Source organism: Truepera sp. (genome assembly GCA_032027045.1).
Classification (GTDB): domain Bacteria; phylum Deinococcota; class Deinococci; order Deinococcales; family Trueperaceae; genus JAAYYF01.
Map to the genome: position 1 here is coordinate 855,315 of JAVSMU010000001.1, position 14,922 is coordinate 870,236.

13 protein-coding genes and 1 riboswitch are annotated in these 14,922 nt (G+C 70.6%); of the genes, 8 read left to right on the plus strand and 5 right to left on the minus strand.

Annotated elements, in window-relative coordinates:
- Nucleotides 1–38: 38 nt before the first annotated feature.
- Nucleotides 39–470 (minus strand): SufE family protein, encoded by a 432-nt coding sequence (locus ROY82_03795; protein MDT3681592.1) that lies wholly within the window; start codon nt 468–470, stop codon nt 39–41.
- A 101-nt stretch (nt 471–571) separates the two neighbouring features.
- On the opposite strand from ROY82_03795, the gene aroA reads away from it, so the two are divergent.
- From aroA to ROY82_03815, 4 genes are read left to right on the plus strand one after another with little or no spacing between them, the layout of a single operon-like run.
- Nucleotides 572–1,879, plus strand: coding sequence for a 3-phosphoshikimate 1-carboxyvinyltransferase (gene aroA / locus ROY82_03800; protein ID MDT3681593.1), 1,308 nt, complete (start codon nt 572–574; stop codon nt 1,877–1,879).
- On the plus strand, nt 1,876–2,583 hold the full coding sequence (gene cmk / locus ROY82_03805; GenBank protein ID MDT3681594.1) for a (d)CMP kinase: 708 nt from the start codon (nt 1,876–1,878) through the stop codon (nt 2,581–2,583). The genes aroA and cmk overlap by 4 nt, the downstream gene beginning before the upstream one ends.
- Complete coding sequence (locus ROY82_03810) at nt 2,580–3,464, plus strand: NAD(+)/NADH kinase (GenBank protein MDT3681595.1); 885 nt, start codon at nt 2,580–2,582, stop codon at nt 3,462–3,464. The genes cmk and ROY82_03810 overlap by 4 nt, the downstream gene beginning before the upstream one ends.
- Nucleotides 3,461–4,633 carry a lipid-A-disaccharide synthase-related protein gene (locus tag ROY82_03815; GenBank protein ID MDT3681596.1) on the plus strand — a complete coding sequence of 391 codons (1,173 nt, stop codon included), beginning with the start codon at nt 3,461–3,463 and terminating at the stop codon, nt 4,631–4,633. The genes ROY82_03810 and ROY82_03815 overlap by 4 nt, the downstream gene beginning before the upstream one ends.
- On the opposite strand, the gene zapE is transcribed toward ROY82_03815, so the two are convergent.
- Complete coding sequence (zapE, locus tag ROY82_03820) at nt 4,630–5,733, minus strand: cell division protein ZapE (GenBank protein MDT3681597.1); 1,104 nt, start codon at nt 5,731–5,733, stop codon at nt 4,630–4,632. The two genes, ROY82_03815 and zapE, sit on opposite strands and share 4 nt — an antisense overlap.
- Nucleotides 5,734–5,768: 35 nt before the next feature.
- Nucleotides 5,769–5,907: riboswitch (cobalamin riboswitch) on the plus strand.
- 98 nt (nt 5,908–6,005) lie between these two features.
- On the opposite strand from zapE, the gene ROY82_03825 reads away from it, so the two are divergent.
- Genes ROY82_03825 through ROY82_03835 form a run of 3 tightly spaced genes read left to right on the plus strand, consistent with a single transcriptional unit; the run spans nt 6,006 to nt 8,720 of the window.
- Nucleotides 6,006–6,890, plus strand: coding sequence for an ABC transporter substrate-binding protein (locus ROY82_03825; protein MDT3681598.1), 885 nt, complete (start codon nt 6,006–6,008; stop codon nt 6,888–6,890).
- A gap of 13 nt (nt 6,891–6,903) precedes the next feature.
- On the plus strand, nt 6,904–7,947 hold the full coding sequence (locus ROY82_03830) for an iron ABC transporter permease (GenBank protein ID MDT3681599.1): 1,044 nt from the start codon (nt 6,904–6,906) through the stop codon (nt 7,945–7,947).
- A complete protein-coding gene (locus ROY82_03835; protein ID MDT3681600.1) occupies nt 7,944–8,720 on the plus strand; it encodes an ABC transporter ATP-binding protein in 777 nt (258 codons plus the stop codon). The genes ROY82_03830 and ROY82_03835 overlap by 4 nt, the downstream gene beginning before the upstream one ends.
- A 19-nt stretch (nt 8,721–8,739) precedes the next feature.
- On the opposite strand, the gene ROY82_03840 is transcribed toward ROY82_03835, so the two are convergent.
- The 3 genes from ROY82_03840 to ROY82_03850 form a co-directional block, all read right to left on the minus strand.
- Nucleotides 8,740–9,885 (minus strand): glycosyltransferase, encoded by a 1,146-nt coding sequence (locus ROY82_03840; GenBank protein ID MDT3681601.1) that lies wholly within the window; start codon nt 9,883–9,885, stop codon nt 8,740–8,742.
- A gap of 22 nt (nt 9,886–9,907) precedes the next feature.
- Complete coding sequence (locus tag ROY82_03845; protein ID MDT3681602.1) at nt 9,908–11,119, minus strand: NAD-dependent epimerase/dehydratase family protein; 1,212 nt, start codon at nt 11,117–11,119, stop codon at nt 9,908–9,910.
- 145 nt (nt 11,120–11,264) lie between these two features.
- Complete coding sequence (locus ROY82_03850) at nt 11,265–12,479, minus strand: glycosyltransferase (protein ID MDT3681603.1); 1,215 nt, start codon at nt 12,477–12,479, stop codon at nt 11,265–11,267.
- 113 nt (nt 12,480–12,592) lie between these two features.
- On the opposite strand from ROY82_03850, the gene ROY82_03855 reads away from it, so the two are divergent.
- A complete protein-coding gene (locus ROY82_03855) occupies nt 12,593–14,911 on the plus strand; it encodes a DUF1998 domain-containing protein (protein ID MDT3681604.1) in 2,319 nt (772 codons plus the stop codon).
- The last annotated feature ends 11 nt before the right edge of the window (nt 14,912–14,922 follow it).

A 14,922-nucleotide genomic window follows, 5' to 3' on the forward strand; every position in this document is an offset into this window, starting at 1 on the left:
GCACGCGCGGCCCCGCCAGGTTCGAAGGCCCTACACGCTCAAGCACCCGGCCCCTCACCGAACTTGATCAGCTGACGCTTGACGCGCCCGACTATGGCCCCCATGCCGCGCAGGCGCATGGGCGAGATGAGCTCCGCCAGCCCCATCTCCCGATAGAAGTCGTCCTCCAGTCCGAGGACCTCGTCGACGGTGGCTCCCTCCAGCCCGGTGCGGACCACCGAAGCGAATCCGCGCGTGGTGGGCGCTTCCTCGGGAGCATCGAAGTACAGCTTGACGCGGGCGGGCGGTACGACCTCGGCCTTGAGGAAGAGAGGGGTTTGACACTCGTGAACCCGCTCGAGGTCGTTCGCCATGCCGGCCGGCAAGGGTGGGAGTCGGTCCGCGTACTCCAGGAGCAGTGGGAGCCGCAGCCCCTTCGGCGCCCCACTGAACTCGTCGATGATGGCTTGCAGTCTGCTCGGAACACTCACCCAGATAGAGTAACAGGGAGCCGCAGGTGAGACGGCGGCGCAGCAGCGGGAGGCTAAGGGCGACGGCCTACAAATAACGGCGGTGTATCCTGGCGCTGCTGATGTTGCGCCTCCCGCCGACCGTGAACGTAGGACCTCAGGGTGCCGCGCGTGGCGCGCTCCGCGTGCCCGGCTCGAAGAGCCTGACCAACAGGGCCCTCGTCGTGGCCGCCCTGGCCGACGGCGTCACCACCATCCGCGGGGCGCTCGTCGCCGAGGATTCCGAGGTCATGCTCCGCGCGCTCGGACGCCTCGGCGTTCGAGTGGAAGCCGTCGCCGACGAACTACGGGTGCAGGGCGCCGGCGGCACGCTGCCGGCCAGGTCCGCCCAGCTGGACCTGCGCCTTTCGGGCACGAGCCTCCGCTTCCTGGCGGCCGTAGTGGCGCTCGGGCACGGCGAGTTCCGCCTGGACGGCAACGCGCGCATGCGCGAACGCCCCATCCAGGAGACGATTGACGCCATCAACGAGCTCGGCGGCCATGCCCGCAGCGAGGCCGGGAACGGTTGCCCGCCCGTGGTGATCGCCGCACGCGGCCTTGCCGGCGGCACCCTGCGGGTGCGGGGCGATCGCAGTTCGCAGTTCCTTTCCGGGTTGCTGCTCGCGGCACCGTATGCTCGCGGCCCGCTGACGCTGCAGGTGGACGGCGAGCTGCTGTCGAAGCCGTTCATCGACATGACACTCGACCTGATGCGCAGGTTCGGGGTCAGCGTGCAGCGCGAGGGCTACCGTTCGTTCCATGTCGTGCCGTCGCGCTACGAGGCCCGCGACTACCCCGTGGAGGGTGACGCCATGGCCGCCGGCTACTTCTGGGCGGCCGCCGCCGTCTCGGGCGGGCGGGCGCGCATCGAGAACCTCGGCCGCGACACGCGCCAGGGCGACGCGCGGCTGGCTGACGTGTTGGAGCAGATGGGGTGCGAGGTGGAGCGGAGCGCCGAACACGTCACCGTGCGCGGACCCCGCGGTGGTCGCCTGCGGGGGGGTCAGACCTTCGACCTCAACGACATGCCCGATCAGGCCCAGACGCTCGCGGTCGTGGCGCTGTTCGCCGACGCTCCGGTGCGGATCACTAACGTCGGCAACTTGCGGATCAAGGAGACCGACCGCTTGGCGGCGATGGCCAGCGAACTGTCGCGGCTGGGTGCCAGGGTCGACGAGGGCGTCGACGAGCTTCTCGTTCACCCGCTGGTAAGCGCCCCGGAGGCCCCCGTGATCCTCGAGACCTACGGCGACCACCGCATGGCGATGTCGCTGGCCGTGGCCGGTGCCCGTCTACCCAACGTGCTCATCGAGAACCCTGGCTGCGTCTCCAAGACCTACCCGAGGTTCTTCGATGACTTCCTTGCCTTCCTTTCGGGTCGGCTGGCGTGACGGTCGGCGGCCCGGCGGGGTCTAGCGGCGGCTTCGACGCTCAGCCCGGGGCTCGCGTGGTGATCACCATCGACGGCCCCGCCGCTTCCGGGAAGTCGAGTGCCGCGAAGCTGTTGGCGCAGCGGCTGGGCATAGCCTACGTGTCGAGCGGCTTGCTATACCGCGGCGCGACCCTAGTGGCCTTGAGGCAGGGGATCGACGTAGCCGACGAGGGCGCGATACTCGCGCTGCTCGCGGAACAAGACGTGCGGCTGCACCCGGAAGCGGGCGGTAACCGCGTCACCGTCGATTGGCGCGACGTGACCGACGAGCTGCATACCGACGCGGTCGACGCGAGCGTGTCGGTAGTAGCCAAGCACCCGCGGGTTCGCGCCTGGGTCAACGACCGCTTGCGTGAGATGGGCGGCTCCTTCGTCATCGACGGACGCGACATGGGGACGAGCGTGTTCCCCGGCGCGTTGGCGAAATTCTACCTCACCGCCGATCCCGCCGTGCGGGCGAAGCGACGCGCCGGGGAGCGTTCGACGGGCGTGGAGGCCATCGCGACCGAACTCTCGAGGCGAGACGAGCGCGACAAGCGCCAATCCGTGCCCGCCGCCGACGCCGTGGTCATCGACACGGGCCCGTTGACCTTGGTGGAGGTCGTGGAGCAGGTGCTGACGGCCGTCCTCCGCGTGCTACCCGCCAGGACGGTCAACACTTGAGCGAGTCGCGCCACTTCACCATGGCGGCCCCCGAGTTGAGGCTCGTCGTGATCGCCAGCACCAAGCACAAGCCCGAGGCGCACCCGTTGGCGCGCGAACTCGGCGAGCTCCTCGAGCGCGCGGGAGCGACCGTGATCTACGATTTCGTGGGTACGGGTCGGCTGGAACCGCGGGCGAAGCTGTCGGACCTCGCCGTGTCGGTCGGCGGCGACGGCACACTGCTGGCAGCGGCCCGGCGCCTGGCCGGACTCGAAGTGCCCCTCATGGGGGTCAACCTGGGCAAGCTGGGGTTCCTGGCCGAGTTCGGCGCGGAGGAGGCGTTGGCCTACGCGACCTCCGAACGCGCCCCGGCCTGGCCGATCCGCGAGAAGATGATGCTCGAAGTCAGGATCAAGGGCCGGCCCGGCGTGTGGCACGCGCTCAACGACGTCATGCTCTCCCAAGGGGTCATGACGCGCCTCGTGCGCGTCCGCATGCGAGTCGACGGCGCCTACGCGACCGAGTACAGGGCCGACGGCCTCGTCGTCTCCACCCCGGTCGGCTCCACGGCGTACTCCCTCTCCCTCGGCGGCCCCATCATCGATCACGGGCTCCGCGCCCTCGTGGTCACGCCTGTCGCGCCACACAGCCTCACCAACCGGCCGATCGTGCTGCCCGGCTCGGCCGAGATCGGGCTCGAGGTCCTGACCAGGTCGGACGAGATAGCCATGGTGATCGACGGCCAGGAGCGGGTCGACCTCGAGGTCGGAGACACCCTCCTCGTGACCGCGGCGCCGCGAGGCCTCTGCCTCGTCTCGACGGGCAGACGCACCGCGTTCGACGTCTTGCGCCACAAGCTCGCCTGGGGCGAGGGCCCGCTCCCACCACTGCCAGAGACATGAACCGTAGCGAGGCGCTCTTGGTCGTCGCCAACGGGCACGGCGAGGACGTCGTGGCAGGGCGCGTGATAGAAGCGCTGCTGGCGCGCTCCCCCGGGCTGCGCGTGGAGGCCCTGCCCATCGTCGGCGAGGGCAGGGCGCTCGCCGACGCGGGCGCGACGTTGGTGGGCCCCCGGCGCGCACTGCCCTCGGGGGGCGTGACGCTGCACGGTTGGCGCTACTTGTGGGCCGACCTGCGAGCGGGGCTCATCGGGCTCACGCTGAAGCAGGCCTACTGGCTCGCCAGGGCCAGGCCCCGCGCGGTGTTCGTGGTGGGAGACTTCTACGCACAACTCATGGCCGGCCTGGTCCGCTCTCCCCGGCGCGTGCTGCAGACCTTGGTGTCGGTGCATCACGCTCACCGGGGCGGCTCCGCGGGCCGCTGGTTCATGGAATCGTTCCGCGCGCCGGAACTCCTACTCATGCGGCGAGCCGACAGGGTGTACGCGCGCGACGTGGCGACGGCGGCCAGGCTGCGCGAACTCGGAGTCACTCGCGCCGCGTACCTTGGGAACCCCATGATGGACGGCCTCGACGCGGCGCCCTTGGAAGGCGCCGAAGCGTCGCCGGCGGGGCCCAGGGTGGCGCTGCTCCCCGGCAGCCGCCCGTACGCGGTGCGCAGCGTCGCGCTCATGATCGCGGCCATCGAACGCGTGCCGGGCGCGCTCGCCCTGGTGGCATGGACGTTGGGCCCTTGCCCCGCCCCGCCACCCGGTTGGGAGGCCGACGTGGTCGATACCCCGGGCGTGGTCGCCGCCTGGCGCCGCGGCGCCACCCGCCTCTGGTGGGTGAGCGACAGGTTCGCCGGAGTGCTCCGGAGCGCCGACGTGGCGCTGGGCACGGCCGGCACCGCCAACGAGCAGGCGGTGGGCGTGGGGTTGCCACTGCTGGTGTTCCCGCTGCCGCCCGATTACACGGCGGAGTTCGTGGCCAATCAGGCGCGCCTCCTGGGGGGAGGAGTGACGACCTGCGAGCCTGCGCCCGAGAAGGTAGCGGCGGCCCTCGTGCGCCTGTGGCACGACCCGGTGGCGCACGAGAATGCCCGCCTTGCGGGCGCCGAGCGCATGGGGCCCGCCGGAGCGAGCGCCGCCCTGGCACGCGACCTGGAGGGGTGGTTGGAGGGTGGCGCCTAGCGGGAGGCCGCCACTTCCAGGGCTGGCGCCCTCCCGGGCCCGCCGGCCTCGGGTGCGCCCTCGCCCAGCAACTCGGCCAAGCGCGAGAGGCAGCGGTGATGCTTCTTGGCGTACGCGCCCTCGCGGTAGGCCACGTCGAAGACGTCCATGAGCGGCCCCTCACCGCTGGCGCGCAAGACCACCTGGCGGTCGTAGGCCTTGTCGATGAAGTGGACGAAGCGCAGCGCATCGTTCTGCGACGCCAGGCGTTCCACGCCGTGGAGGTAGATGCTGCCCACCTGTGCCAGTACCCCGCCGACGCGCGTCGGGTGGATGCTCCGTAGCAACTCCAGCAGTTCGTGCCACGTGAGCGAGAGGCGCGGTCCGGGCGCCGCCTCGTCGCGCTCTCGCCTGACCAGCTCGGCCTCCGTCAACCACTCGCCGCGCCTGGTGCGCTCGCGGAAGTCGGGGCCGTCCACCGGCACCACCTGGAACGAGGCGGCCAGCGACTGGATCTCGCGCCGGAAGTCGTCGGCGTTGAAGCGCCCCTGGCCCTGGGCCTCCGGCGGCGTGTTCGAGGTCGTCACGACCGCCGTGCCGGCCGCGAAGCGCGCGGCCAGGAACGTCTTCACGATGAGGGTGTTGCCGGGGTCGTCGAGTTCGAACTCGTCGATGCAGAGCAGCTCGGAGTCGGCGAACTCGGTATGCGCGGCCTGCATGCCCATAGCGCCGATCAGGTAGACGAGTTCCTGGAAGCTCAGGTAGCGCTTGTGCGGCGTGTCGGCCGCGGCGTACGTGGCCGCCAGCAGGTGGGTCTTGCCCACGCCGAAGCCGCCGTCGAGGTAGAGGCCGGCGCCGGGCTCCGCCTTGGCGAGGGGCCAGGGCCACCAGCTTGGCGCATGGTGCCTGGACGCCCGCTGCCTTGCCGCGGCCCGCGGACGATGCCGCCAGGGCCGCCCCAGGACGAACTCGCGCAGGAGGTCGCGGGCGGCCGCCTGGGTGGGGTGCTGTGGCTCGTACGTCTCGAACGCGACTCCCGCGAAGCGGCGCGGGGGCCGCAGGTCCTTGAGAGAAGGCGGGGCCGGCGGCAGAAGTTGGTCGACCCTCAACAACTGCGTCACGCACGGGAGCCTACCATCCTGGTTTGACAGCCACCGAAGCCGGCCGTAGAGTGCGGGCGGTCGCCAAGTCGGGGAAGCCGGTGAGAACCCGGCACTGTCCCGCAACGGTAAGTCGCCCAGCTGCAGCCGCCGGGTCGACGAGTCCGAACACCGACGAGCGAACCTCACTGCACCCCTTGCGCGGACGAGGGAGGTAGGGTCGAAGGCCCGCAGGGGCACGACCATCGCCTCGGATAGCATCCCCTCAACCACGCAGGCCGAAGGAGAGCCACATGTCTAGGCGCCTGCTAGTTCCCGTCGTCGCCCTGTTCTTGCAGGTGGGCGCCGTGTTCGCCTCGTCGTACCCGCTCACGGTGGTCGACGAACTGGGTCACGAGCTGACCCTGAACGCGGCGCCCGCTCGCGTGGTGAGCATGCTGCCCAGCCACACCGAGAGCGTGTGCGCGCTCGGCGCTTGCGAGTCGCTGGTGGGAGTGGACCGTGCCAGCAACTACCCCGCGGCCGTGAGCGCCCTGCCCGGCCTCGGGGACGGGTTCGCCCCCGACCTGGAGGCGATCGTCGCCCTGGAACCCGACCTCGTGCTGGTGGACGAGTACGGCGGACTGCAGGAGAGCCTGGCCCGCTTGGGCGTGCCCGTCTACGCGGGCTCGCCCCAGACCGTGGCCGAAACCTACGCCTTCTTGAGCACCCTCGGCACCATGCTGGACCGTGAGGCCCAGGCGGCCGTGCTCGTGGGGCGGCTGCAGGGCGAGATCGCCGGGGTGGCCGCCGTGCTGCGAGGCGTCAGCGCCCCGACCGTCTTCGTGGAGCTCGATCCCACCCCGTACTCGGTCGGACCAGGCTCGTTCATGGGTGAGTTGGTGTCGGCCGCCGGCGGCACGAACATCGTCACAGCCGCCATGGGCGACTTCCCGCAGGTCGACCCCGAGTTCGTGGTCCTGCAGGACCCCCAGGTCATCGTCTTGACCGACGCCCCCTTCGGTGTGTCGGTCGCCGACGTGGCCGCGAGGCCCGGTTGGGGCGGTCTGCGGGCCGTGACGGCCGGCCGCGTTTACGAGCTGGACGTCGACCAGGCGGACATCCTCAGCCGCTCAGGCCCGCGCCTCGGTCAGGCCGTGAGACTGCTCGCGACCCTCTTCCACCCCGACAAGTTCTGAGTAGCGGGGACGCATGACCGTAGCGGCGGAGCCTCGTCGGCGGCGCGTCAGGCCGCGGTTGGCCTGGGTGTTGAGCGCCTCGGTGGTGGCGTTGCTGGCGGTCATGATCGTGGCCGTCGGCCTGGGCAGCGTCAGTGTGGGACCAGCCGAGGTCGCCCGAGCGGCTCTCAAAGGCCTGCGGGGCGACTCGTTGCAGGCCCTCGACCGCGTCGTCTGGCAGCTGCGGTTCCCTCGGGTCGTCCTCGCCGCCGTCGTCGGCGCCGCCCTGGCGCTGGCGGGGACGGTGTTCCAGGGAGTGTTCCGCAACCCGCTCGCCGAGCCGTACCTCATCGGTACGGCGAGTGGAGCCGGCTTCGGGGCCGTCCTGGTCATGTCGCTCGGCGCCTCGGTCCCGCTGCTGGCGCGCCTCGGGGCGCCGCTGGTGGCGTTCGCCTTCGCGCTTGTCACGGTATCACTCGTGCTCTTCCTCGCCAGGCAGGGCGGCGCGGTGCCTACCGTCCGGCTCATCCTGGCCGGCGTGGTGGTCGGATCGCTGTTCACCGCCGGAACCTCTTTTCTCCTCGTGGCCGCGCGGGAACAGGCCGCCGGGATCCTCTCGTGGCTGCTGGGCGGCTTCGGCTTCTCCAGCTGGCACCGGGTCGGCATGATGGCGCTCTTCGCGCTCCCGGCCATGCTCCTTGTCGGCGCCTTCGCTCGCGCGCTCGACCTGCTGCAGCTAGGGGAAGAGGGCGCCGCGTTGCTCGGCTTGAACGTGGAGCGCATGAAACTCCTGCTGTTGGGGGTCGCGACCCTCGTGACCGCGGCCGCCGTCAGCGTGGCGGGGGTCATCGGCTTCGTGGGCCTTATCGTGCCGCACGCGGCGCGCCTCGCGCTCGGGCGGCCGCACGCCCGGCTCCTGCCCGTCGCCGCGCTCTGGGGGGCCGCGTTCATGGTCCTGGCCGACCTACTCGCGCGCATGGTGATCGCGCCCGTCGAGGTGCCGGTCGGCGTCGTCACCTCCTTGGTCGGTGGCCCGTTCTTCTTGTGGTTGTTGCGGCGCCGGGGAGGGCCGGCGTGAGGGCAGGCCTGGAGCTCGACGGCGTCTCGGTGGAGTACGGCAGGGGAGGTGCCAAGGCGCTGGACTCGGTGAGCCTGGGCGTGGCCCCGGGTGAGGTGGTGGGCGTGGTCGGGCCCAACGGCGCCGGCAAGAGCACCCTGCTGCGGGTCCTCACGCGCATGGTGCGGCCCAGCGCGGGCGTGGCCCTGCTCGACGGGGTGCCGCTGACCAGGTTCTCCCGCCTGGGGCTCGCCCGCGAGGTCGCGCTCGTGGCCCAGGCCCCGGAGGTCCCCGAGGGCTTCAGCGTCCGTGAGGTGGTGGCCATGGGCCGCGCGCCTCACCTGGGGCTCTTCGGCACGTTCCGTAGCGGCGACGAGGAGGCGGTGGAGCACGCCATGGCGGTGACCGAGACGACCGCCTTCGCCGAGCGCTTCGTGGAGACGCTCTCGGGCGGCGAGCGGCAGCGCGTCGTGTTCGCCCGCGCCGTCGCGCAAGAGCCGAGTTACCTGCTGCTCGACGAACCCACCAGCCACCTCGACCTGCGCTACCAGGTGGACCTGTTGCGCTACGCGCGCGCCCAGGCTGCAGCCGGGGTGGGCGTGATGCTCGTCATCCACGACCTCAACCTGGCCGCGCGGAGTTGCGACCGGCTCGCGCTGCTCGCGGGGGGAGCCGTGGTGGCACAGGGGGCGCCAGGTGAGGTGCTGCAACCCGGCACCGTGGAGCGGGTGTTCAGGGCCAAGGTCGACGTCCTTAGGCACGGCGAAGTACCCGTGATCGTGCCGCGCTTCTAACATAGGCCTCGCGTGAGGTTCAGTAGACGCTAGGCGGGTCGAAGCGGTGACGCACCTTGATGGCCAGGTCGTAGAAGTCCACCATCGCCTCCGTGGCCGCTTGCCAGCCGAAGCGTTGCATGTCGGCCCGCGCCCTCGCGCCCATGCGCTTGCGGGTGGCGGGATCGAAGAGCAGCGTCCGCAGTTTCTGCGTCAGGTCGCCCAAGTCCCCGGGCGTGAAGAGGAAGCCGTTCTCCCCGTCCTGGATGACGTCCGGGATGCCGCCGGCGCGGGCGCCCACGGCCGGCACGCCCGAGGCCATGGCCTCCATGGCGACGAAGCCGAGCGTCTCCGTGTCGGAGGGGAACGCGAAGACGTCCGAGCTGGCGTAGGCGGCGGCAAGCTCGAGGCCACCCATGTAGCCGGTGAAGACGGTGTTGGTGCCCTTGAAGCGCCGCTTCAGCTCGGCCTCGGCCGGTCCGGAGCCCACGAGGGCCAGGCGCACCCCGGGTAGCTGCGTCACCGGTCCGAGCAGCCAGTCGAGGCGCTTCTCGAACGACAGGCGACCCACGTAGGTCATCAGGGGAGCCTCGGGGTTCCCGTCCGTGAGGCGCTCACGCATGGCTTTGGTCCGGCGCTCGGGGCGGAAGAGGTCCGTGTCCACCGCCTTCGGCCAGAGGCGCACGCGGCGTATCCCCAAGGCCCGCGCCGACTTCACCATGGGGACGCTCGTGCAGAGGTTCACGTGCGCCTGGTTGTGGACGTCGCGAAGGAAGCGCCGCGAGGGCTGCTGGAGGATGGGCAGCTTCAGGTGCAGCGCGTACTGCGTGATGTCGGTGTGGTAGCTCGCCAGCAGGGGCAGGTTGCGCTGCTTCGCCAGGGCCGTTCCCCACAGCCCCAACACGACCGGATTGACGACGTGAACGACGTCCGGCTGGAAACGGTCGAGTTCGCGGCCCAGCCTGGGACGAGGAAGGCCGAGGAACAGCTCCGGGTACCACGGCCTGAACGGTAGGGCCGGAACCCGCACGATGCGGTGGCCCGCGTAAGACTCGGGTGGGTCGTGCGGCGCGAAGACGAGGACCTCGTGGCCCAGGACCGCGAACTGTTCGAGGGTGCGCGTTATGCGCGTGACCACCCCGTCGACCTTCGGCAGGAAGACCTCGGTGAAGAGCGCGATCTTCATGCCGTCGCCGGGCCGGTCAGGCCTAGCCGACCGCTTCCGGCTCGACCAGCGCTGGGTCTCCCGGCTGGTTCTCCCGCGTCCAGGTGCTCGTGGCCGGGATCTTCGACAGGTCGGCCCTGTCCGCGTACTTGTGGGCCACCTCGGTCACCTCCGTGAGCAGCCCCTCCTCCAGGGTGGTGGGTTCCAGCCCCAGGCTCAAGAACAGGTCGTTGCGCACGAAGAGCTCGTTCTCTGCGTCCTCGCGCCGGGGGTTGGGCGTGTGGGCCACCTTGGTGCCCGTGAGCTTGGCCACGAGCGTGGCCAGGTCGCGCACGCGGTGGGTCTCGGTCATCTGGTTGAGGATCTTCACCCGGTCGCCGCGCTGCGGCGGATTCTCGAGGGCGAGCTGCACGCACTTCACGGTGTCGGTGATGTGGATGAACGCCCGGGTCTGCCCGCCCGTGCCGTGCACCGTCAGCGGGAACCCCACGGCACCTTGCATCAGGAAGCGGTTGAGGACGGTGCCGTAATCGCCGTCGTAGTCGAACCGGTTTATGAGGCGCTCGTCGAGGTTGGTCTCGGGGGTGTTCGTGCCCCAGACGATGCCCTGATGCAGGTCCGTGATGCGCAACCGGTCGTTCTTCGCGTAGTACGCGAACAGGATCTGATCGAGCGACTTGGTCATGTGGTAGATGCTGCCGGGGTTGGTGGGGTAGAGGAACTCCTGCGGCACCCTCTTACCGTCGTCGGTCGTGACCTCGACCTTGAGGTAACCCTCGGGGATCTTCATGCCCGCGGTGCCGTAGCCGTAAACGCCCATGGTGCCCAGGTGCGCCAGGTGGATGTCCTGGCCGCTCTCCACCACCGCCGCCAGCAGGTTGTTGGTGGCGTTGACGTTGTTGTCGACCGTGTAGCGCTTGTTGCGGCTGTTCTTCATGGAGTAGGGCGCGGCGCGCTGCTCGGCGAAGTGCACCACGGCGTCCGGGTGCTCGGCTTCGATCAGGGCGAGCAGGCCGGCGTAGTCCTGGGCCACGTCCAAGTTGACGAAGCGGATGACCTTGCCCGTCCGCTCCTTCCAGGCGGCGATCCGAACGCCCATGGGTTGTATGGGGGTGAGGCTCCCGGCCTCCAGCTCGTTGTCGATGTTGCGCCTGGAGAGGTTGTCGACGATCAGGACGTCGTGCCCCAAGTTGCTCAGGTGCAGGCTGGTTGGCCAGCCGCAGAAGCCGTCTCCGCCAAGGATGATGACCTTCATGTTCTGCCTCCGGGAAGCGCGCCAACTAGGCCAGGCCGGTAGGCACGCAAGTAGCGCTCAGTGTAGCACCGGCCGGTGCCGCGGCCTGGCGCCCGCACGCGACGTCGGAACGCGGGCGCCGTCGCCACCGCGGCCCGGCCGGGCCTCAAGGTCGGACGGCGCCTTCTTTCACCCGGCGCCTGAACTCGCGCAGGCGCCGCTGGAAGAAGCGCGTGCGGTAGCCGTCGGCACCCGCATGCCAGGCGCTCGGTTTCAGGAAGGAGCCGATCACGGCCAGCGCGATGAAGAGGGGGTGCAGCAGCGACCACCAGAGCGTGGTGAACCCCCAGAGGTCGCGCCGCCCCCACTGGCGCGTGCCGACGCCCATGCCGACGAACTCGATGGCGACCTTCACGCCCCAGACTCCGAGGACCCAGGGAAGGATCCCGGGCACCAGCAGGGACAGCAAGGCCGCCGCCGTCAACAGCACACTCTGCAGGCCCAGCACGGCGATCCCGGCCAGGAACCCGAGGTGGTAGTGCAGGACGTGATGGTAGCGGCTCACCCACCTGCGCCGCTGCCTGACGAGGTCGGGCGCGGTCTTGACGCCGGTGGTGACTACGCGGCACTCCAGGGCGTCCGCGAAGGCGAGCCTGGCGCCGGGGAGGGCGCCCAGCTTCTGGGTAAGGAGGTCCTCGTCGCCGCTCGGGGCCCTGCCGGCCGCGCCGAACCCGCCCACGGCGTCGAAGGCCGAACGACGGTAGGCGAGGTTGTTGGCGCTACTGGCGTACTTCAACCCGAAGCGGGTGAGGCTCCTCGAAACGAGCATGAGCGTGAACCAGTCGACGGACTCGAAGCGCTGCAGCAGTGTCCTCGCCTCGCCGGGCCGGCTGGTGGAAACGTAACCGGCCACCATCACCACGTCGTCGACGAAGTAAGACGCCATGCCGGCAACCCAGTTCGGGTCGTGGACGCAGTCGGCGTCGGTGGCCACGATCAGCTCGCCGCTCGAGGCCCTGATGCCGTGGTCCACGGCGTTCACCTTCGGCGCAAGCCTGCGACTGGGCCGCTGGACGCTCACGAGCTTGAAGCGCTCGTCGGAGGCCGCGAAGCGTTCGATCACTTCTCGCGTGTCGTCCCGGGAACGGTCGTCCACCACCACGAACTCGAGCCGGCCCGAGTAGCGCTGGGCGGCCAGCGAGGCGAGGGTTCGCGGCAGCGTCGGACCCTCGTCGCGGGCGGGCAGGATCACGCTGACGCTGGGCGTAGCCGACGTGCGTCCGACGCGCTGGCGCCGCAGGGCGCCGACGACGACCATGACCATGAGGAACAGGTACGGCAGCTCGGCGAGGTACAAGATGGTGATAAGTGCAGTCTGCACGGGCTTCCCGGTCTCCTAGGCGGACTTTGGCCGAATCCTAACACCGGTCACCGAGGGTTCTGGGTCCGGCGTCCGCGACTGCTTGGCACCGCGCTCGAAGGTACGCTTCCAAGGTGGTGGTCAAGGACCCACAAGCGAGCTTCCATGCCTTCCTGACCCAGCTGCCCGGCTACGAGGGGCAGGTCGCCTCGTACCACTTCTTCCCGCCGCGCAAGGGTGCGGTGGAGGACGACTACTCGGGCCCGTTCGCGCCGCTGCTGGGCCGCGCGGGCATCAGGCCTTACGCGCACCAGGCCCGGGCATTGGAGGCCGTGGGGGCCGGCCGCGACGTGGTGGTGGCCACGGCGACGGCCTCGGGCAAGTCCTTGTCGTTCCAACTGCCCGTGCTGGACGCCCTGGAGCGGGGCGCGACCAGCCTACTCCTCTACCCCACGAAGGCGCTTGCCGCCGACCAGCTCCTCAAACTGCGGGGCCTGGCGGCCGCGATGGGCGCCGAGCTGGATGAGGTTGGCGTCGCCTTGTACGACGGCGACACGGCCGCCGAGCGCCGCGCCGGGGTCAGGGCCGGGGCCGGCGCCCTCCTGACCAACCCCGACATGCTGCATTACGGGATCCTGCCGCACCACGCCGCCTGGGCCCGCTTCCTTGGCGCGCTCGAGTACCTCGTGCTCGACGAGCTGCACGCCTACCGGGGAGTGCTCGGCTCGCACGTGGCCAACGTGGTGCGGCGGCTCCTGCGGATCGCCCGGGGTTACGGCGCCGACCCTCGAGTCATCGCCGCCTCGGCGACGATCGGTAACCCGGCAGAGCATGCGCAGCGGTTGGTGGGCCGGCACTTCGAGCTGATCGGCGAGGACCGGGCGCCGCAGGGCGCCAGGGAGTTCGTCATCTGGCAGCCGCCCACCGTGAAGGGCGCGCCCGCGCAGAACGGCGGGGAGAGGCGACGGTCGCCAAACTCGGAGGCTGCGTCGCTTGCCGCGGAGTTCGTCAGGGCGGGCGTGAAGAGCATCTTCTTCTGCAACTCGCGCAAGGGCGCGGAGCTGGTGCGGCGTTACGCGGTGGGCCTGCTGGGGGAGGAACAGGCCGGACTCGTCGAGAGCTACCGCGCGGGTTACACCCCCGAGGCGCGCCGCTCCCTGGAGGACTCGTTCCGCTCGGACGCCGTGACGGTGCTGACGAGCACGAGCGCGCTGGAACTCGGCATCGACGTCGGTGGCGTGGACGCGGTCGTGCTGGTCGGCTACCCGGGATCCAAGATGGCCATGTGGCAGCGCTCCGGGCGTGCGGGCCGGGCCGGCGGTCGCTCCCTCACCCTACTGATCCCCGGCGCCGACCCCCTGGACGAGTACTACCTGACGCATCCGGACGCCCTCGTCGACGGTCCCGTGGAGGACGCCGTCGCCGACCCCTTCAACGATGTCTTGCACCCGCGGCACGTGGTCTGCGCCGCCGCGGAGGCGCCGCTCCTCGCCGGGGACCCGCTGGTCGCACCGTGGCTGGAACTGGACGGGGTAGAGGGCCTGGCGAGGTTGGGCAACGGCGCTTACGTCAGCCTTCGGCGCTACCCTCACAGGCGTGTCGAGCTGCGAGGCGGCGGTGGGAAGCGGATCAGGCTCAAGGACGGGCTCGGCCGCACGTTAGGGGTCTCGGACCTCGGCACGGCGCTACGGGAACTCCACCCCGGTGCCGTCTACCTGCACCGGGGCGAGCAGTACCTGGTTGCCCAGCTCGACCTGAGGGCCGGGGTCGCCCGGCTCCTGCCTCACATCGAGGACTACTACACGCAGCCGAGGTCCGAGACCGAGATCGAGGTGCTGGGCCCGTTGCCGGCGCACGCGGCTCAGGCGGGCGTGCTCGGGGACTCGCCGCGCGGGGTCCACGTCGGGCGGGTGCGCGTCACCAACACGGTCACCGGTTTCGTGTGCAAGCGCTACTTCAGCGAGGCCATCCTCGACGAGCGGGCACTCGACCTGCCGCAGCTCTCCTACGACACGCAGGCGCTGTGGTTCGAGGCCGTCGACCTCCCCGGAGGCCCCGCTCCCGCTGATTTGCCTGCAGCGCTACACGCCCTGGAGCACTGCCTCATTGGCCTGCTGCCCGCGTTCGTGCTGTGCGAGCGCGCCGACGTGGGCGGCGTCTCCTACCCGACCTACCCCGGTACGCTGAAGCCGACCGTCTTCATCTACGACGGGCACCCCGGCGGCGTGGGCTACGCGCGGGCGGGCGCGGCCGTGTTCGGTTCGTGGCTCGAGGCCGCCGCCCAGCTCCTCGAGCGCTGCCCGTGCCAGGGCGGCTGCCCCCGCTGCGTGCTGTCGCCGAAGTGCGGCAACGGGAACCAGTTCCTCGACAAGGACGCCGCCGCGCAACTGGCACGCGCCCTTCAGGCGGCGCTCGCAAGAGCCAAGGCGGCCACCGTGGCTGCAGAGGCCTAGGTGGGCTCCTG